This window comes from Agrobacterium larrymoorei (genome assembly GCF_005145045.1).
GTDB lineage: Bacteria > Pseudomonadota > Alphaproteobacteria > Rhizobiales > Rhizobiaceae > Agrobacterium > Agrobacterium larrymoorei.
The window spans coordinates 980,256-997,527 of the sequence record NZ_CP039691.1; the positions used below are offsets into that span (position 1 = coordinate 980,256).

Annotated in this window: 17 protein-coding genes; 6 read left to right on the forward strand and 11 right to left on the reverse strand. The window is 60.5% G+C overall.

Annotated elements, in window-relative coordinates:
- Window positions 1-9: 9 nt before the first annotated feature.
- Window positions 10-975, reverse strand: a complete 966-nt coding sequence (locus tag CFBP5473_RS04610; protein ID WP_027674214.1) for a metallophosphoesterase family protein — start codon at window positions 973-975, stop codon at window positions 10-12.
- A gap of 164 nt (window positions 976-1,139) precedes the next feature.
- Between CFBP5473_RS04610 and CFBP5473_RS04615 the strand changes: the two genes are divergently transcribed.
- Window positions 1,140-1,550: an NUDIX domain-containing protein gene (locus CFBP5473_RS04615; RefSeq protein WP_084631527.1), complete on the forward strand. Its 411-nt coding sequence runs from the start codon at window positions 1,140-1,142 to the stop codon at window positions 1,548-1,550.
- Window positions 1,551-1,558: 8 nt separating this feature from the next.
- Here CFBP5473_RS04615 and CFBP5473_RS04620 read toward each other — a convergent pair whose 3' ends face one another.
- The gene (locus CFBP5473_RS04620; RefSeq protein ID WP_027674216.1) at window positions 1,559-2,551 is read right to left on the reverse strand and encodes a glutathione S-transferase family protein; all 993 of its coding nucleotides are present in this window, start codon (window positions 2,549-2,551) and stop codon (window positions 1,559-1,561) included.
- Window positions 2,552-2,842: 291 nt separating this feature from the next.
- On the opposite strand from CFBP5473_RS04620, the gene CFBP5473_RS04625 reads away from it, so the two are divergent.
- Together CFBP5473_RS04625 and CFBP5473_RS04630 are read left to right on the forward strand one after the other, a co-directional pair.
- A complete protein-coding gene (locus tag CFBP5473_RS04625; RefSeq protein WP_037170766.1) occupies window positions 2,843-3,412 on the forward strand; it encodes a GNAT family N-acetyltransferase in 570 nt (189 codons plus the stop codon).
- Between the two features lie 97 nt (window positions 3,413-3,509).
- Window positions 3,510-4,823, forward strand: a complete 1,314-nt coding sequence (locus tag CFBP5473_RS04630) for an MFS transporter (RefSeq protein ID WP_027674217.1) — start codon at window positions 3,510-3,512, stop codon at window positions 4,821-4,823.
- Window positions 4,824-4,829: 6 nt separating this feature from the next.
- On the opposite strand, the gene CFBP5473_RS04635 is transcribed toward CFBP5473_RS04630, so the two are convergent.
- Genes CFBP5473_RS04635 through CFBP5473_RS04660 form a run of 6 tightly spaced genes read right to left on the reverse strand, consistent with a single transcriptional unit; the run spans window position 4,830 to window position 12,424 of the window.
- Window positions 4,830-5,114 carry a helix-turn-helix domain-containing protein gene (locus tag CFBP5473_RS04635; RefSeq protein ID WP_037170767.1) on the reverse strand — a complete coding sequence of 95 codons (285 nt, stop codon included), beginning with the start codon at window positions 5,112-5,114 and terminating at the stop codon, window positions 4,830-4,832.
- Window positions 5,115-5,139: 25 nt separating this feature from the next.
- Window positions 5,140-5,562 (reverse strand): GNAT family N-acetyltransferase, encoded by a 423-nt coding sequence (locus CFBP5473_RS04640; RefSeq protein ID WP_027674218.1) that lies wholly within the window; start codon window positions 5,560-5,562, stop codon window positions 5,140-5,142.
- A 2-nt stretch (window positions 5,563-5,564) separates the two neighbouring features.
- A complete protein-coding gene (locus CFBP5473_RS04645; RefSeq protein ID WP_027674219.1) occupies window positions 5,565-7,646 on the reverse strand; it encodes a membrane protein in 2,082 nt (693 codons plus the stop codon).
- Window positions 7,647-7,649: 3 nt separating this feature from the next.
- The gene (locus CFBP5473_RS04650) at window positions 7,650-10,460 is read right to left on the reverse strand and encodes a DUF4159 domain-containing protein (RefSeq protein ID WP_027674220.1); all 2,811 of its coding nucleotides are present in this window, start codon (window positions 10,458-10,460) and stop codon (window positions 7,650-7,652) included.
- Window positions 10,457-11,377: a DUF58 domain-containing protein gene (locus tag CFBP5473_RS04655; RefSeq protein WP_027674221.1), complete on the reverse strand. Its 921-nt coding sequence runs from the start codon at window positions 11,375-11,377 to the stop codon at window positions 10,457-10,459. The genes CFBP5473_RS04650 and CFBP5473_RS04655 overlap by 4 nt, the downstream gene beginning before the upstream one ends.
- 36 nt (window positions 11,378-11,413) lie before the next feature.
- Window positions 11,414-12,424 carry an AAA family ATPase gene (locus CFBP5473_RS04660; protein WP_027674222.1) on the reverse strand — a complete coding sequence of 337 codons (1,011 nt, stop codon included), beginning with the start codon at window positions 12,422-12,424 and terminating at the stop codon, window positions 11,414-11,416.
- Between the two features lie 177 nt (window positions 12,425-12,601).
- Between CFBP5473_RS04660 and CFBP5473_RS04665 the strand changes: the two genes are divergently transcribed.
- The 3 genes from CFBP5473_RS04665 to CFBP5473_RS04675 all read left to right on the forward strand — a co-directional run bounded on the left by CFBP5473_RS04665 (window position 12,602) and on the right by CFBP5473_RS04675 (window position 15,301).
- On the forward strand, window positions 12,602-13,237 hold the full coding sequence (locus CFBP5473_RS04665; RefSeq protein WP_027674223.1) for a DUF1285 domain-containing protein: 636 nt from the start codon (window positions 12,602-12,604) through the stop codon (window positions 13,235-13,237).
- A 172-nt stretch (window positions 13,238-13,409) separates the two neighbouring features.
- Window positions 13,410-14,057 (forward strand): NUDIX hydrolase, encoded by a 648-nt coding sequence (locus CFBP5473_RS04670; RefSeq protein WP_027674224.1) that lies wholly within the window; start codon window positions 13,410-13,412, stop codon window positions 14,055-14,057.
- The gene (locus CFBP5473_RS04675) at window positions 14,054-15,301 is read left to right on the forward strand and encodes a CCA tRNA nucleotidyltransferase (protein WP_027674225.1); all 1,248 of its coding nucleotides are present in this window, start codon (window positions 14,054-14,056) and stop codon (window positions 15,299-15,301) included. The genes CFBP5473_RS04670 and CFBP5473_RS04675 overlap by 4 nt, the downstream gene beginning before the upstream one ends.
- 229 nt (window positions 15,302-15,530) lie before the next feature.
- Here CFBP5473_RS04675 and CFBP5473_RS04680 read toward each other — a convergent pair whose 3' ends face one another.
- The 3 genes from CFBP5473_RS04680 to hemF form a co-directional block, all read right to left on the reverse strand.
- The gene (locus CFBP5473_RS04680; RefSeq protein ID WP_027674226.1) at window positions 15,531-15,719 is read right to left on the reverse strand and encodes a DUF1059 domain-containing protein; all 189 of its coding nucleotides are present in this window, start codon (window positions 15,717-15,719) and stop codon (window positions 15,531-15,533) included.
- Between the two features lie 151 nt (window positions 15,720-15,870).
- Window positions 15,871-16,137: a hypothetical protein gene (locus tag CFBP5473_RS04685; RefSeq protein ID WP_027674227.1), complete on the reverse strand. Its 267-nt coding sequence runs from the start codon at window positions 16,135-16,137 to the stop codon at window positions 15,871-15,873.
- 166 nt (window positions 16,138-16,303) lie between these two features.
- Window positions 16,304-17,215, reverse strand: coding sequence for an oxygen-dependent coproporphyrinogen oxidase (hemF, locus tag CFBP5473_RS04690; RefSeq protein ID WP_027674228.1), 912 nt, complete (start codon window positions 17,213-17,215; stop codon window positions 16,304-16,306).
- Window positions 17,216-17,272: the final 57 nt, after the last annotated feature.

A 17,272-nucleotide genomic window follows, 5' to 3' on the forward strand; every position in this document is an offset into this window, starting at 1 on the left:
GGCCTCCAGTCACTCCTCCGGCGCCTGCTCCACAGGATTACCGAAACCAAGCGGCCTACCATTGTCATAGAAAACGCGGACGTCTTCCAACTCCATGCCGGTGGCCTTTTCGTTTAGGCTGAAGCGTTCGCAGGTAACGTTCCAGCTGCCGGGGCTGCCGGAGATGTGGAAGAGGTTGTAGCCGGCGCGGGGCTTTGCGCCGCCGGGGCCCTGGCTGGCAGAGGCTATGCCGACGACGGGGATGTGGTCCTGGCCGCGATGGGTGTTTAGCCAATAGACCGTGTTGAGATGCGTGTGGCCGTGCAGCACGAGTTCCGCGCCGCCCGTGCCCATGGCTGCGGCGAAGCGGCGGATGCCGATCATGCGTTTGTGGGTGGCGGCGGCACCGCGGATCGGGGGGTGGTGGATCATGACCACGCGGAACAGGCCTTGTTCGCCCGCCTTCTTCAGCAGGTCTGCGGTGGCGCGGGCCTGACGGCGACCGAAATAGCCGGTGGCGGAAAAGGGCGGGGTCGCGATGGATGTGGAGCAGCCGATCAGCGCTACGGGGCCACGGACGCGCATATAAGGGAAAATCTTGCGGTCTTCGTCCCAATGATCTTCGTCACCATCGCCGCGCACGTAAGGGTACCAGGCGGCCATAGCCTTATCGTGTGCGCCGGGAACATAGGCATCGTGATTGCCGGGCACGACTGAGACCTTCAGCGGATCGCCAACCTCTTCCAGCCAGTCGGCGGCGGCGCGGATTTCGATGCCGGTGGCCAGATTGACCAGATCGCCGGTGATCGCGGTGTGGTCAGGCACCTTGCTTTCCATATCGTCCAGCAGCTTTTCGAGTGTATCGGTGAAAAGGTGCTTGCGGCGATTGAGCCGCCAGTTCACAAAGCCGGTGATGCGTTTCGATGCAAGCTCGCGGAAGGTGAGCTTCGGTAGCGGGCCAAGGTGGATATCGGATATATGTGCGAGCTTAAACATGCATCCAGCCATAACGTATCATGCAGTGAGCGTCCAATGCGAAACCCCGATTTTTCAATGGGATAAAGGAGAGTTGAGCATTGGGTGAAAACAGTGAATGGGGCCAAGGGTTCCGGCGGATATTTGCGAAAGTCGCAAAACGCATTCTGCACCTGTTCTTCTTCATGCGAAGGGGCATGACGCTTGGGGTGCGGGCGGCCTGTTTCGATGAGGCGGGCAGGGTTTTTCTGGTGCGCCACACCTACGTTCCTGGCTGGCATATGCCGGGCGGCGGGGTGGAGCGGCAGGAAACCGGGCTTCAGGCGCTGCACAAGGAAATTCGGGAGGAGGGCAATCTCGTTGCGACCTCTACGCCGCAACTCTTCCACGTTTACTTCAACAATCGCACCAGCGACCGTGACCACGTGCTGTTCTATCGCCTTGATGTGCGGCAGATGGCAATCAAAGCGCCCGACCGTGAGATCAGCGAAAGCGGGTTCTTTGCCCTCGATGCCCTGCCGGAAGGCACGACGGCAGCCACGCGCAGGCGGCTTGCGGAACTGGCGGGCGAGGTTTCGCCCGACGATTACTGGTAAGTCTGATATCAACCAAGTCGCGCGCGGTCATGCGCCTTTTCCAGCTCAAGCTCCGGCCCGACCGGAACAATGCCGGTGGGATTGATGGTCTTGTGGCTGCGGTAATAATGCTCCTTGATGTGGCGCATATCCACCGTCTCCGGCACGCCGGGCGTCTGGAAGAGATCTCGCAGATAGCCGGTCAGGTTGGGGTAATCGTGAATGCGACGGATGTTGCATTTGAAGTGGCCGACATAGACCGGATCGAAACGAACGAGCGTGGTGAATAGCCGCCAGTCGGCTTCCGTCTGTTCAGCACCCAGAAGGAAGCGCTGTTTTTCGAGTCGCTCTTCCAGAATATCCAGCGTTTCGAAGACCTTGATCGCGTTTTCCTGATAGGCTTCCTGCGTCGTGGCAAAGCCCGCCTTGTAGACGCCGTTATTGACCGTGTCGTAGATCAGGTCATTCAGCTTGTCGATTTCGGTGCGGCGTGGCTCCGGGTAGTAATCCGTTTCCGATCCCGTCAGGCCGTTGAAGGCGCTGTTGAACATGCGGATGATTTCCGCCGATTCATTGGAGACGATGGTGTTCTGCTGCTTGTCCCACAACACGGGCACGGTCACGCGGCCTGAGTATTTCGGATCTGCCTTGGTATAGACCTGCCAGAGAGCGGAGGAGCCGAAGAGGTGGTCTTCCGTCGCGCCCGGTGTGCGTTCCTCATCCGGTCTGAATTCCCAGCCGTTTTCCAGCATCAGCGGATCGACCACCGAGACCGAGATGAGGTCATCCAGCTTCTTCAGCTTGCGGAAGATCAGCGTGCGGTGCGCCCATGGGCAGGCGAGTGAAACATAGAGATGATAGCGGTCTTTCTCCGCTTTGAAGCCGCCATTGCCGGAGGGGCCGGGCTCGCCATCCGCGGTCACCCAGTTGCGAAACTGGGAGGCGCTGCGCTTGAAGTGACCTTTGGTCTCCTTGGTATCGTACCAAACATCCTTCCAAACGCCTTCAACCAGCATACCCATCTGCCATCTCCTTAATGTACCTTGCTCAATCTAGGGCAGGGCTTTGCTAAAGCGAACCCTGCCATTGATGAACAATGCGTTCTTCGTCCGTGAATGCTGCGGAGGGACGTTTTGTTCTTTACGGTTCAGGATTTTCCTGATATCTGCGATTTTCACAATTCTGAGGAAATTCTGATCTATGACCGCACCACGGACGCTCCGACGACGCTGACGCTCTTATAAGCCCTGTCAGGCAATGTCAGGTGCACCGTCGCATATCGTCATGTCCGTATCCAACGTTCCGGTCTCCTCATGTCCAAGCACGAACTTGTCTACCTTACCGAAGACGCGTCGCATGACGCCGTTATCGAACTCATCAATGAAGAAGCCTTCGGTCCCGGTCGGCATACGCGTGCCGCAGCGCGCATTCGCGAGCAGGGGCCGCATGATCGTTCGCTCTCCTACATCTGCGCGGATGATGGCGAGACGATTGCATCCGTGCGCATGACGCCGGTTCTGGCGGGTGGCGTGAAGGGCCATATGCTTGGGCCGCTGGCCGTGCGGCCTTCACACAAGAATATGGGCATTGGGCGGGAACTGGTGCGGATTGCGATTGCGGCTGCGAAGCGCAAGGGCTCGGAAGCGGTGATCCTGATCGGCGATCCGCCTTATTACATCCCGCTCGGCTTCGAGAAGGTTGCTTATGGCGCGCTGGATTTTCCCGGCCCGGTCGATATGAATCGCGTTCTCGTTGTTCCCTTGGGTGAGGATGTGCATGCCCGGTTGAGGGGCGTTATCGGATGGCGCCAGTGCGACATCGCTTTATCTGTTGGCGACACGCAGGAAATCGCTTTTGAACCGATTTTACTGGCGGCCAGCTGACAAAAGCCTTGTAAACAAGGCTTGACAGCATCCTCTCAAGGCTCCTAGCACTTGTGCCGCAGCAGTGGCACAGGTTGATTTCTCAAGGGGAGCGAGAATGACTGCAATCACAATGAATGATGCGCTGGATCGCGCAGGTGCGGGTGCCTATCAGCGACGGTTGATGGGAATTTTCGGTCTTGTCTGGGCGGCAGATGCCATGCAGGTTCTGGCTGTCGGCTTCACCGCCGCCTCAATTGCCGCCACCTTTGGGTTGACGGTGCCGCAGGCCTTGCAGACGGGCACGGCCTTTTTCTTCGGCATGCTTTTAGGTGCCGCTGGATTCGGGCGTCTTGCGGACCGCTACGGGCGTCGGCGCGTGTTGATCGTGACCGTTGCCTGCGATGCCGTGTTCGGCGTGCTGTCTATCTTCGCGCCCAGCTTCGGCATTCTGCTGGTACTTCGCTTTTTGACCGGCGCTGCCGTGGGCGGCACGCTGCCGGTGGATTATGCGATGATGGCGGAGTTTCTGCCTGCAAAGAACCGCGGTCGCTGGCTCGTCATTCTCGAAGGCTTCTGGGCCGTGGGAACACTGGTGGTGGCACTTGCGGCCTGGGGTGCAAGCCTTTCCGGCGTGCAGGATGCGTGGCGCTACATTTTCGCCGTCACCGCTTTTCCGGCGCTGATCGGTATCGGCCTGCGTTTCATGGTGCCGGAATCGCCACTTTATCTTTTGAAGAATGGACGCTCGGATGAGGCCAAGGTGGTGGTGAACACCATGCTGCGCGTAAATGGCCGGGCAACGCTGGACGCGAAAACCGGGCTTGCCAATGCCAATGGAGCCAAGGGGCAGGGCATATTCTCACCGGCGCTACGCCAGCGCAGCATCATGGTTCTGGCAATCTGGTTCCTCGTTTCCGTCTCTTATTACGGCGTCTTCACATGGATGCCAGCAAAGCTCGCGGGGGATGGCTTCGGCTTCGTGCGCGGTTATGGTTTCCTCGTCCTCGTGGCCCTTGCGCAGATTCCGGGCTATGCACTTGCCGCTTACGGCGTGGAAAAATGGGGGCGTAAACCGACGCTCGTCGGCTTCTGCCTGCTTTCCGCTCTGGGATGCCTGCTCTTCACGCTGGCTGGTAGCGGTGCGCTTATTGCAACCTCGCTGCTGCTCATGAGCTTTGCATTGCTCGGCACATGGGGCGCGCTTTATGCCTATACACCAGAGCTTTACCCCACCGAATCTCGCGCGACCGGCATGGGTGCAGCGGGTGCCATGGCCCGCCTCGGCGGCCTGCTGGCGCCGTCGCTGCTGGGTTATGCCATCGCGCAGGGCTTTGGTTTCGCGGTGGGAATTTTTGCCGGTCTGCTGGTGATCGCGGCGATTGCTGCGAGCATGATCAATGCCGAGACGCGGCAGGTGGCGTTGTCCTAAATTGCTTTACACGAGATCGTCGAGGTCGACATTCAAGACTTCGGCGATCTTCTTCATGACGGAAAGACTGCCTTCCTTCTTGCCACCCTCGATTTCCGAGAGGTAAGGCGCGCTGATCCCGGCTTTGGCGGCGAGGGCTGTTGCCGATAGACCACGATGAGAGCGCCAAACCTTCACCGGGTTTTCGCCGGAGATGAGACGTTCCACGATTTCAGACGGAACAAGTTCATCACGGCCAGCCGCTATATCGGCTTTCACCTTGTCTGCCGCGGCAATCTCGGCTTGGGTCATTTTGGAGCCTCGCTGAAAAACAATCTCAAATAAGTGATTTCTTCAAATAGGTCAGAGCGAAACCATCGTTGATATCTTCAATCTGGCCAAATGTCGTATACCCGCATTTTTGATAAAGGGCGAGCGCTTCCGGGTTCATGGTGTCGATATAGGCGCCCTTGCAGCCGCGTTTGCGGGCTTCATCTTCCGCCATGCCGAGCAGCTTTGGGCCGAGCCCTTGGCCGCGAAGTTCCTCGGGGATGAAGAGGAGGGCGGTGTAGAGCCAGCCGCGCGCTGTGTGGCCTGAAAGGCCGCCGATGACCTGGCCGTCATCATTTCTCAGCGCGATAACGAGGTCCTTCCATTCGGCGGGGCCGAAGCGGTTGGTATTATAGCTCTTGAGTCCGTTGAAGATCGCGGCTTTCGCATCCTCATCCGTGCCATCGCTGAGTTCGATCTCATAGTTCATGCTCAACGGCCCTCACGCCACCAGAGCGCGGAGAAGGCGAGCAGCAGGGCGGCGAGGCCTGCGAAACCGGCGAAGAGTGGCAGGGTGTTGACGCCTTTCAGGACGGTTTCATCGGTGAGGCGGATCAGCATGCGGTCATTGTCTGCCACGCGGACATCGCCGCGAACGGGCAGAATATCCGGTAGCACGACGCTGCCATTGTCGTTGACCACGCGGTGGATGCTGCCGCGCGTCGCGTCGGTCACGGGTTTGAGCGTATCCGTCGTGGAGATCATCGCCTTGAATTCCGGCGCATCGACCGCGCCGACATGGACCAGCGTGGTGAATTCGCCATTGGCGATTTCGTAGAGCCCGGTTTCGTCCATGCGGCGCTCGATCTTGTAGAGGCCGGGTTCGGTCTGCGTGAAATTCATGGTCTCCGTTTTGCCGGAGGGGAATTTCACCGTGGCGTTGCCGGGGTTGTCGCCGATGGTCTGGCGGGTCACTTCCAGCATGCGGCCATTGGCGCGCGCTGTGAGTGCTTCTTCTTCTAGTTCCGGTTCCTTCATCAGCCAGTGGGCAATGCGGCGATAGAGTGCCACATGCGGGCCGCCGCCTTCGAAGCCGCGGGCCCAGAGCCAGCCCTGATCGGAAAGCAGCATGGCAACGCGGCCTTCGCCCTGTCGGTTCAGCACCAGCAACGGGTCCTGACCTGCACCGAGCATGACCGTCTGCCCCTGCGGCTGCTCGACGCCGACGGTGCGGAACCAGCGGCCCCAATGGGGCGGCTCATCGCCGGAACCTTCCAGCCCGCGCGTGACGGGATGCTTCTTTCCGGCATCCGAAAGGCGCGGGTAGAAGGGCGCCTGGTTCATCTGGCCGGTCGGCTGCGCTGGCAGGACAGAGGCGAGCGGCGTCATGGCAATGGAGTCTTGGCCCGCATGTTCGGGGCCAGCGGCAATCAAAAGCGCGCCGCCTTTTTCGACATATTGGGCGATGTAATCGTAATAGAGGATCGGCAGCACGCCGCGATGCTGGTAGCGGTCGAAGATGATCAAGTCGAAATCATTGATTTTTTCAACGAAGAGTTCGCGCGTCGGGAAGGCGATCAGCGACAACTCGTTGATCGGCGTGCCATCCTGCTTTTCCGGCGGGCGCAGAATGGTGAAGTGCACCAGATCGACCGAGGTGTCGGATTTCAGCAGGTTGCGCCATGCGCGTTCACCGGCATGGGGCTCTCCGGAAACCAGCAGCACGCGCAGGTTCTGGCGGATGCCTTCGATGACGTGGACGGCGCGGTTGTTGGCTGTGGTGACTTCGCCCGGAAGCTCCGCCACGGAAAATTCCATGACGTTGTTGCCGCCACGTGGCACCTTGAAACTGAACGGGATGGGGCGACCCGGAACGGCTTGCAGATTGGCAATTTCCTGACCGTTCATCTTGACGGTGACGTTGGCCGATCCGCTCTGCGTGCGGCCCTCATCGAAGACGCGCAGCGTCAGCTGCTGTTCTTCATTGACGATGCCGAAGCGGGGGGCACGGACGACCTCGATGCGACGATCGAACTCATCGGCGCGGCCTGTTATGAGGCCGTGCACGGGGGCTTTGAAGCCGAGGGTCTGTTCGATATTTGGCGTGGCGTTGGGAATATCGTGGATCTGGCCGTCGCTGAGGAAAATCGCGCCGCCGACGCGTGAGGGTGAGACATCCGAGACGGCTGCGGCAAGGCTGGAGAAGAGGTTGGTAGCAGGGGAATCGCTGTTGGGATCGTTCTCCACTTCCACGACGCGCGGCTCGATGCGCGGGAAACGAGCGAGGCGTTCGCGCAGCGTTGCCAGTGCCTGATCGGTCTGCTCATGACGTTGCTGTACGTCCTGACTTTGCGAACGATCCACGATGACGGGGACGATGGTCGAGAGTGGCTCGCGCTCTTCATTCGTCAGCAGCGGGTTTGCGATGGCGAGCAGTAAGGCGGCCAGCGCCAGCCCGCGCAACCACGCACCGCGAACGCCGCGCAGCAGGCCGATGATGGCGAGGATGAGGGCAGCAGCGGCGAGAACGGCAAGGACGGTCCAAGGAAGGAATGGCGCGAAGGAGAGGTTCATGCGTTACTGCCCCAATCTCTGGAGGATATCGGGCACATGCACCTGATCGGCCTTATAATTTCCGGTCAGCATATACATCATGATGTTGACGCCGGAACGGAAGGCGTGTTCGCGCTGCACCTCATCCGGCGGTACGGTGGGCAGCACGGGTGCGCCATTGTCATCAATGGCCCATGCACCGGCGAAATCATTGCCGGTAATGATGATGGGCGAGACGCCATCGCCCTGCGACGACACGCCGGAGGTTGAGCGGGCGGCATCCTGACGCGATTCGACCCAGAGCGGGCTGCCATTATAGCGACCGGGGAAGTTGTTCAGCAGATAGAAGGAGCGCGTGACGACGTGATCCTGCGGGACGGGTTCCAGCGGCGGAATATCGACATTGGCGAGAATTTCCTGAAGGCGCTGGCCGTTTGCGCTGGTGCTGCCGCTTTCGAGCGAGGAGAATTGGTCGCGCGTATCGAAAAGCACGGTTCCGCCTGCGCGCATATAGGCATCGATGCGGGAGATGGCCGCTGTCGAGGGCATGGGGGCCGTGGCGGAAATCGGCCAGTAGATAATGGGATAGAAGGACAGCTCGTCCTTGGAAATATCGAGCCCAACCGGCGCGCCGGGTTCCAGCGTGGTGCGCCATGTGAGGAACTCGGTCAGGCCCTGCAGGCCCTGCTGGGAAATGCGGTCGACATCGTCCTCGCCAGTGCGGACATAGGCGAGGTGGGTTGTGTCGAGGCTGTTGAGAATGGCTTCATCGCCGGGCCTGGTATCATCGGCCTGCACTGGATTGGGCGTCATCAGTGCAAAGGCGCTGGCGACTGCGATGAGGATGGCGGCGGCAGACGAGCGGGCGCGGGGCAGACGTGAGAAGACGCCGTTCATGAAGAGCATGATGAGGCTATCGGCAAAGAGCATGAGCAAAGCTGCGATGAAGAGGGCAGGGCGCAGCGACTTTGCCGCTTCGCCGACGAGGCCTTCCGTGGCGACCGCTGTGCCTGCCAGCGCGGTATCCATGGGGCGTAGCGTAGCGCCGGGCGGCAGCAGGTTGAGCGCGACGAAACCGGATTCCGTGCCGTAAAGGCCGGGCGGGTTATCGAAGCTGGCGAGCGGGTTCTGGCCCGGGCGTGCTTCCAGCGGGCGGGCGGTGCCGATTTCTGGCGAAAGCGAGCCGGTGGCGGTCAGAACGCGGTAAGGCGGGAGTGCCGCGGCAGGAGCGTTGGCCGAGGCAGAAGAGCCGCCGACCTGCGACAGCTGCACGATACGGCGCAGCATTTCCACGAAATGGCCGGAAATCGGCAAATCGGACCAGCTGGCTTCGGCGCTGACATGGAACAACACGATGCGGCCCGCATCGACATTGCGGGTGGTGACGAGCGGCGTACCATCGGCAAGGCTTGCCCATGTGCGTTCGGCAAGGTCCGGCGTCGGTTCGGCCAGAACCTGCCGCTTGATGTGCACGCCTTCGGCTGTTGGCATGCCTGCGAACGGGCCGAATTTGGGGAAGTCGGCCAGCGGCTGCGGTTCTGCCCATGACAGCGCGCCGCCAAGGGCGCGCTCGCCCTGGCGCAGTGTGACGGGCACAAGCGGGTCTTCAGCCGGTGCGGCGGCAAGGCGTGGGCCTGCGAAGCGGATAAGGGTGCCGCCGCGCGATAGCCAGCGTTCCAGCGGCGCATAAGTTTCCTGCGGCAGACGACCGATATCGGCCATGACGATGACGGAGGGGTTGGACTGAAGCAGCTCGGGGATGGCGACGGCGAGATCGGCCTGCCGCTGCGGCACGAGATCGACATAGGGCTGAAGTGCGCGGCTGATATAATAGAGCGGCTGGAGTAGCGGCTGGAAATCATTGCCGGTTTCGCCGGCCAGAAGTGCGACGCGACGGCGGCGGAAGCCATCATCCAGCAGATGGGTGGAGCCTGCGGTAGCGAGCCGGTCGATGGACAGGCGAGCGAAATCGTTGCGCAGTTCGAAGGGCGCGCTGAGTGTAGCGGTGGTTTCCGCAGCGCCGGGCGCAAAGGTGGCGCCATCGCTGGCGAGAATGCGGCCCTGACTATCCTGTGCGTTGATGGTGTAATTCGCAGCGCCGCTGGTTTTGAGGCGCGAGAGGGAAACGGTCATGGTTTCGGCGCCGTTTTCAGCGCCGGTAATGGCGGCAACGGCCTGACCATCGCCTTCGATGACGCGGAATTCGGATGCCTGCATGCTGGCAAGATTGCTGAGTGCGGCGCGGTCTTCCGGCGTGGCGACGCCATCGGTGATATAGGCGAGCGTGCCGGGGGTGGTGCCGTTCAGGGCTTCATGGACGGCTTCTGCGGCGCGAACGCGATCCGGCATCAGCGGCTGCGGCTTGGCGGCGGCGAGTTTTTCCAGCGCTGCCGCCGTCGTGCCGGGCTCGGCATCGTGATCACGATCTGCGGTGAAGGCGATGGACACGGGGCGCTCGGCGCGTTCCGCATCGCCAATCAGGGCTTCTGCGGTGTGAACGCGGCGCTCCCAATCCGGCGCGGAAGCCCAGCTATTATCCACGATCAGCACCAGCGGGCCGTTGCCAGCCAACGTGTTGTTGCGCGGGTTGATGACGGGATCGGCCAGCGCAAGAATGACGGCCGCGGCGAGCAACATACGCAGAAGTGTGAGCCACCAAGGGCTTTTGGACGGCGTTTCCTCACGCTTCAGAACCGTTGCCAGAATGCGCAGCGGCGGGAAGACTTCCGTCTTCGGGCGCGGCGGCGTGAGGCGCAGCAGCCACCAGATGGCGGGCAGTGCAAGCAGGCCAAGCAGAATATAGGGGCTGGTGAAGACGAAAGGCAGCGCGCTCATGTGCGGCCTCCGTTTCGTCCACCGGCAGGCGCGCCGGAGAGATACATGTGCATTGCGACCAGCGCTTCGGAGGCCAGATGATCCGTTCTGTGGAAGACGAAGTTCCAGCCGAGACGGCGCAGTGATGAAGAGAGGGCTTCGCGCCGTGCGAAATAGGCGCGCGTATAGTCATCGCGGATGGTTTCGGCGCGGCCCGAGGTCAGCTTTTCACCGGTTTCCGGGTCCGAGAATTCGGTGCGACCGCTATAGGGGAAGACTTCTTCCGCCGGGTCGGCAATCTCCACCACATGGCCGCGAAGGCCACGGCGGGCGAGTGGGGTCAATCGCTCCATGACGCTTGCAGCATCATCGAGAAAATCTCCGATCAGCACGATATCGCTGGAGCCACGGATCATGCGCGTATCGGGAAGGCCGGTGGTTGCCGGGGCGTGCATGATAGCGGTTGCCAGACGCTCCGCCGCATTGCGGGCGGAAACCGGCTCCATGATGCCGGGGCAGCCGATGCGCTCGCCGGAGCGGGCGAGTATTTCCGCCAGGGCCAGCATGAGGACAAGCGCGCGGCTTTCCTTCGAGACGGTGCCGAGCGTGGATTTGAACATCATGGAAGGGGACAGGTCAGCCCAGAGCCAGATGGTGTGCGCGGCTTCCCACTCACGGTCTCGCACATAGGTATGATCGTCGCGGGCGGAGCGCCGCCAATCGATGCGCGACAGGCTCTCGCCGTCCGCATAGGGCCGGAACTGCCAGAAATTTTCACCGATGCCGCGCTTGCGGCGGCCATGCCAGCCAGCCGTGACGGTGTTGGCGATGCGCTTGGCTTCCACCATGCAATCCGGCACCAGAGCGGCGCGCTGGCGCGCGCGGGCGAGCACTTCGCTGCCCGATGTCTGCTCTACGATCTGGCCGATGGATGCCACATGCGCTCCTGTCTGCTTGACGAGACCTATAAGGCGTTAGTGCTTTGCCTGTTCCACGAGACCGGCGATGACATCGCGGACCGACATGCCTTCCGCACGGGCCGCGAAGGTGAGCGCCATGCGGTGTTCCAGCACGGGTTCGGCCAGCGCATAGACATCATCCAGTGACGGTGCGAGGCGGCCTTCATACAGCGCACGGGCGCGAGCCGTCAGCATCAGGGACTGGCCAGCGCGTGGACCCGGCCCCCAAGCAACGTTCTTATCGGTCAGTTTGTTGCCCTGTCCGGGGCGTGCGGAGCGGACGAGAGACAGGATCGCATCTACCACCTTGTCGCTGACAGGCATCTGGCGAATGAGGGTCTGGACTTCCATCAGGCGATCCGCATCGATCATCTTGCGGGCTTCGCCGGATGCGGTGCCTGTCGTGTCGAGCAGGATCTGGCGTTCGGCGGCAAGATCGGGATAATCGACATCCACCTGAAGCAGGAAGCGGTCGAGCTGGGCTTCGGGAAGCGGATAGGTGCCTTCCTGCTCCAGCGGGTTCTGGGTTGCCAGAACATGGAAAGGCTTCGGCAGATCGAAACGCTGACCGGCAACGGTGATGTGATATTCCTGCATGGCCTGCAAAAGTGCAGACTGCGTGCGCGGGCTGGCGCGGTTGATTTCATCCGCCATCAGAAGCTGGCCGAAAATCGGGCCCTTGATGAAGCGGAAGGAGCGGCGACCGCTCTCATCCTGATCCATGACTTCCGAGCCGAGAATATCCGATGGCATAAGGTCCGGGGTGAACTGGATGCGGTTGGCATCGAGGCCAAGAACCGTGCCGAGCGTGGTGACGAGCTTGGTTTTCGCAAGGCCGGGAACACCGACGAGAAGCGCGTGGCCGCCGGACAGGATGGCGAGAAGCGTATTCTGCACCACTTTTTCCTGACCGAAGATGACCTTGGAGACTTCGCCGCGAATGGCTGCGATATCCGACAGCGCTTTTTCGGCAGCGGCGATGATCGCCTTTTCGTCGAGGGTTTCGCTGGTATTCATAATGCCCATATCGCTCTCCTCAAGACCTTGCCGAAGTTTCCGTCGCTATCGATACTTACCGAATACAGGACGGATTTCGCGCTGCATATAGCTTATTGCCATTGGGGCGGCTGACAAGCATCCTTTGAATGACTATCTCGTTACCCATGCTTAGTTATTCAATAATTGGCAAAGCAGGGCTCGAATATGGCAGATGACAGGATAAATTCAGCGGGAGACGCGGCGGGGCTTGCCGCGCTCATCTCCCGTGCCAGCGAGCAGGCCGGGGAACAGGCGAGTGAAAAACGCCGGGGACCTGCCCCTGTCGAGAAATGGAACCCGCCCTTCTGCGGTGATCTGGACATGGAAATCCGGGCGGATGGCACGTGGTTCTACATGGGCACGCCGATTGGCCGCGCCCCGCTGGTGCGCCTGTTTTCCACGGTTTTGCGCAAGGATGAGGACGGCAAGACCTATCTCGTGACGCCTGTGGAAAAGGTTGGCATCCGCGTTGTGGACGCGCCCTTCATCGCTGTGGAGATGAATGTGAGCGAGAAGGATGGCGAGCCGCTTTTGACCTTCCGCACAAATGTTGGTGATGTGGTGGAGGCCGGTGTCGATCATCCGCTTCGTTTTGTGACGGGTGATGGCAATGACGAGCTGAAGCCCTATCTGCTTGTGCGCGGGCGGCTGGAGGCGTTGGTTTCGCGTGCTGTTATGTATGATCTGGTGGAATTGGGTGAGGTTATCGAGATCGATGGCCGGGAGATGTTTTCCGTTCGATCAGGCGGGGAGGTGTTTCCGGTAATGCCTGCGGATGAATTAAGTGAATTGTCGAGATGAGAACTGCTTTAGAAGTTATAGAGCGCCCCTCATTCCTGTGCTTGTCACAGGAATCTAGTCGACGCGCGTCCGCGCGGCGGGAAGAGTCTTTCAGCCCAAGACTGGGCCGGCTGGATTCCTGTGACGCCCTCGGACTTGATCCGGGGAACAGGAATGAGGGAGGTTTGCGGTGATGCTTTCTGCGACGAATGACCTCCAGAATTTCTCAGCCGCCGACTTCCGGCGGCGTGTCCTCCAGCACGGCGAAGGTGTGGCGGAGCGGGAAGATGCGGACCATGGAGATCATGTGCTGAACCCCGGTGTTCGTCTGTCGGGCGAGGGTATCCGCCTTAAAGATGCGGCGGTGCTGGTGCCGGTTATCGAGGATGGACGGGATGCGCGGGTGATTTTTACTCAGCGGACATCGACGCTGCGCAAGCATTCCGGCCAAATCTCCTTTCCCGGTGGCGGGATCGACGCGGAAGATCGCTCGCCGGAAGAGGCGGCGCTGCGCGAGACGGAGGAGGAAATCGGCATTTCGCGGGACTTCATCGAGACCGTGGGGCGGATGCCGGATTATATTTCCGGCACGGGCTTTCGCATCAAGCCGGTGCTTTCTGTGGTGAAGCGTGGCTTTACGCTGGTGCCGAACCCAACCGAAGTGGATGAGGTTTTCGAAGTGCCGCTGTCGTTCCTGATGGACCCGGCCAATCACAGGCGCGGCAGCCGCATGTTTCAGGGGAAGGAACGGTTTTTCTACGAAATGCCCTATGGCGAGCGCTACATTTGGGGCATTACGGCGGGCATCGTGCGCAGCATTTACGAGAGGTTTTATTCATGAACATTGCCGGGCAGAGCTGGTTTTCCAAACCCGGTCTCACGCGTATTTTCGAGCTTCTGAATGCAGATGGCGGTGAAGTGCGGGTGGTGGGCGGTGCGGTGCGCAACGCGCTGATGGGCCTGCCCGTGGGTGACATCGATCTGGCCACGACGCTGCCGCCGCAGGATGTGGTTGAGCGCGCCAGGGAAGCTGGCATCAAGGCAGTGCCGACCGGTATCGAACATGGCACGGTAACGCTTGTTGTCGATGGCGAGGGCTACGAGGTAACCACGCTGCGCCGCGACGTGGAGACCGATGGCCGCCATGCACAGGTGGCTTTCGGCACCGACTGGAAAGAAGATGCCGAGCGCCGCGACCTGACGATCAATGCGCTTTATGCGGATGCCTCCGGCGAAGTCATCGACCTGATCGGCGGGCTGGCGGATATCGAAACGCGCACCGTGCGGTTCATTGGCGATGCGGCGACGCGGGTTGCCGAAGATTATCTGCGGATCTTACGCTTCTTCCGTTTCTTCGCCTATTATGGCTCTGGCCGTCCCGATGCCGATGGTTTGCGGGCAAGCGCGCGCGCCAAGGACAAGCTTTCCACGCTTTCCGCCGAGCGGGTGTGGAGCGAGATGAAGAAGCTTCTTTCCGCCGATGACCCATCGCGCGCGCTTCTCTGGATGCGGCAGGCCGGTGTGCTGACGCAAATTCTGCCCGAGACGGAAAAATGGGGCATCGACGCAATTCACGGTCTGGTGGCGGCGGAGCAGGCGCTGGGCTGGAAGCCCGATGCGATGCTGCGGCTGGCCTCAATCATTCCGCCGGATGTGGAGCGCCTTGCGGCGGTTGCCACCCGGCTTCGCATGTCGAAGAACGAGGCGTCGCGGCTGGAACAGTGGGCCAAGGCACCCGCTATCGACCCTGCCATGGCGGAAACCGCGCTGGACCGGCTGCTGTATCGGCAGAGCCCGGAGGGCGTGAAGATGCGGCTGCGGCTGGCGCTGAGTTCCGCGCGGGCGGATGTTTCAGGCGGTGAGGCTTCGATGCAGAAGATTGCGCGGCTTTCTACGCTGCTTGCGCGGGCGGAGAGGTTTCACAAACCGGTGTTTCCGTTGAGCGGGGCGGATGTTCTGGCAGCAGGTGTGACGCCGGGGCCGAGGGTTGGGGAGATACTCGGGCAGCTTGAGGATAAGTGGGTGGAGGGGAATTTCGCGCTGGAGCGGGAGGGGCTTTTGGGGCGATTGAAGGGGATGATTTAAGTCTGGGTTGAGACCCCTCACCAAGAAAACCTAGGACTTCGCTTTGCGAAGATCGAGGTTTTCTATCCTCTCCCACAAGGGGAGAGGAAGTGCCGCACCGCTTTCGTCCGGCTAATCGCGAGGGCGCGTGTGGGTATCTCTCCCCTGTGGGAGACAAAGCAATTTCAACATCTTAGCTTTAGCTAAGTGTTAGAAATTGCAAGTGAGGGGTTCTAACCTCAGCCCGATCTCAGGCCTGAACCTGGCTCTCATCCCGAATACGGTCCTTGATATTATCGACCATATTCTCGCGGATAAGCGTTTCTCCATGGGCCTGACGCATATGCTCTACTGCGCGGCGTACAACCTCTGCGTCTTCATCTGCGCGGGTGTGCCAGGCGCAGCCGGGCACGAGGGTTCCACATTCAAACAATCTCATAACAGCCTCCCTGTATGAATAGCAGACGCTGGCCCGCAGGCAGCAGACCGGTCTTGTCGTTCAAACGGGTGGGGAGGGGATAGGTTCCTCACGAAAAACGCGCCCGACCTGATAAGGAGGGGCGCGTTTGGAAATCGTATCAACAGAGCTATTAGCTGTGTTCAGGCATTGCCCAGCAATGGAAAACGGAAGACGTGGCGGCGGCGGGGTGCGAGCCGGTATCTGCCTTGTCGTCATTCGCTGCCGCTTCGGTTGCGAGCTTGCGCTTTACCTGTTCGACATAAAATGACAATGGCAGTTCGCGGTCTCCGGTGGCCCGCATTTCAGTGGCCAGTCGGTCGATCAGTTCATTGGTGGGCAAGGTGTGCGGCTGCGTGTTGCCAGCCGCAGAAATGGGCATGCTGTTCGAAGTAATCATGACGATAGCTCCTCCAGTCCATCTACGGGCTGGAGACTATCACTGCCTTTGTAATTTCATAAGAGCTAATTTTCCAAAAAATCGTGAATCTCGCTGACGAAAGTCAAACTTTTCGTGATTTCTGGAGAATGTTTTATACCAAGGCTCCTATCATTGAGCCTTGGTATTACGGCCAGCGGACCACTGGCGGAAGCGAGGAGAGAATCGAGTCCACGTTGCCACCGGTTTTCAGGCCGAAAATAGTGCCGCGGTCGTAGAGCAGGTTGAACTCCACGTAGCGTCCACGGCGGACCAGCTGCTCATCGCGATCCTCTTCCGTCCAGGGCTGGTTGAAGTTGCCGCGCACGATCTTGGGATAGGCCAGATTGAAGGCGCGACCGACATCCTGCACGAAGGCGAAGTTGGCGTTCCAGTCGCCTTTCTCCTCATCCGGGTGCAGCCAGTCGAAAAAGATGCCGCCGATGCCGCGGGGCTCGTTTCGGTGCTTGAGGAAGAAATATTCGTCGCACCATTGCTTGTAGCGCGGATAATCCGCCACCGTATGGCGATTGCAGGTAATTTCGAAGACGCGATGGAAAATCTGGCTGTCCTGATCTTCCTGGGTGCGGCGACGGTTGAGCACCGGCGTCAGGTCCGCGCCGCCGCCAAACCAGTGGCTGGAGGTGACGACCATGCGCGTATTCATGTGCACGGCGGGAACATTGGGATTGACCGGGTGGGCAATGAGAGAAATGCCGGAGGCCCAGAAGCGCGGATCTTCATCCGCGCCGGGGATCTGGTGGCGGAACTCCTCGGAAAACTCGCCATGGACGGTGGAGGTGTGAACGCCGACCTTTTCGAACACGCGGCCTTCCATCATCGACATCTTGCCGCCACCGCCTTCGCCACCGTCGCGCAGCCATTCCTTCTGGGTGAAGCGACCAGGCTCCTGATCCGACAGCGGGCCTTGCAGCTCATCCTCTATGGTTTCGAAGGAGGCGACGATGGTGTCGCGCAGGCTCTCGAACCAGGCCTTGGCAAGCGCCTTCTTGTCCTCAATGTCGTCCGGCAGGCCCTTTGGCAAAACGGGGCGTTCCATATCCGGTCTCCTTGATGCGATTCGTTCCGTGCAATTCGGGTGTAGCAGCCGTGCGGC

What these genes read in the sequence shown, in the direction of transcription:
- CFBP5473_RS04620 (WP_027674216.1), bottom strand. Translation starts at nt 2,551, where the DNA reads ATGGGTATGCTGGTTGAAGGCGTTTGGAAGGATGTTTGGTACGATACC.
- CFBP5473_RS04610 (WP_027674214.1), bottom strand. Translation starts at nt 975, where the DNA reads ATGTTTAAGCTCGCACATATATCCGATATCCACCTTGGCCCGCTACCG.
- hemF (WP_027674228.1), bottom strand. Translation starts at nt 17,215, where the DNA reads ATGGAACGCCCCGTTTTGCCAAAGGGCCTGCCGGACGACATTGAGGAC.
- CFBP5473_RS04660 (WP_027674222.1), bottom strand. Translation starts at nt 12,424, where the DNA reads ATGGGCATTATGAATACCAGCGAAACCCTCGACGAAAAGGCGATCATC.
- CFBP5473_RS04685 (WP_027674227.1), bottom strand. Translation starts at nt 16,137, where the DNA reads ATGATTACTTCGAACAGCATGCCCATTTCTGCGGCTGGCAACACGCAG.
- CFBP5473_RS04615 (WP_084631527.1), top strand. Translation starts at nt 1,140, where the DNA reads ATGCGAAGGGGCATGACGCTTGGGGTGCGGGCGGCCTGTTTCGATGAG.
- CFBP5473_RS04635 (WP_037170767.1), bottom strand. Translation starts at nt 5,114, where the DNA reads ATGACCCAAGCCGAGATTGCCGCGGCAGACAAGGTGAAAGCCGATATA.
- CFBP5473_RS04625 (WP_037170766.1), top strand. Translation starts at nt 2,843, where the DNA reads ATGTCCAAGCACGAACTTGTCTACCTTACCGAAGACGCGTCGCATGAC.
- CFBP5473_RS04675 (WP_027674225.1), top strand. Translation starts at nt 14,054, where the DNA reads ATGAACATTGCCGGGCAGAGCTGGTTTTCCAAACCCGGTCTCACGCGT.
- CFBP5473_RS04670 (WP_027674224.1), top strand. Translation starts at nt 13,410, where the DNA reads ATGCTTTCTGCGACGAATGACCTCCAGAATTTCTCAGCCGCCGACTTC.
- CFBP5473_RS04630 (WP_027674217.1), top strand. Translation starts at nt 3,510, where the DNA reads ATGACTGCAATCACAATGAATGATGCGCTGGATCGCGCAGGTGCGGGT.
- CFBP5473_RS04645 (WP_027674219.1), bottom strand. Translation starts at nt 7,646, where the DNA reads ATGAACCTCTCCTTCGCGCCATTCCTTCCTTGGACCGTCCTTGCCGTT.
- CFBP5473_RS04640 (WP_027674218.1), bottom strand. Translation starts at nt 5,562, where the DNA reads ATGAACTATGAGATCGAACTCAGCGATGGCACGGATGAGGATGCGAAA.
- CFBP5473_RS04665 (WP_027674223.1), top strand. Translation starts at nt 12,602, where the DNA reads ATGGCAGATGACAGGATAAATTCAGCGGGAGACGCGGCGGGGCTTGCC.
- CFBP5473_RS04650 (WP_027674220.1), bottom strand. Translation starts at nt 10,460, where the DNA reads ATGAGCGCGCTGCCTTTCGTCTTCACCAGCCCCTATATTCTGCTTGGC.
- CFBP5473_RS04680 (WP_027674226.1), bottom strand. Translation starts at nt 15,719, where the DNA reads ATGAGATTGTTTGAATGTGGAACCCTCGTGCCCGGCTGCGCCTGGCAC.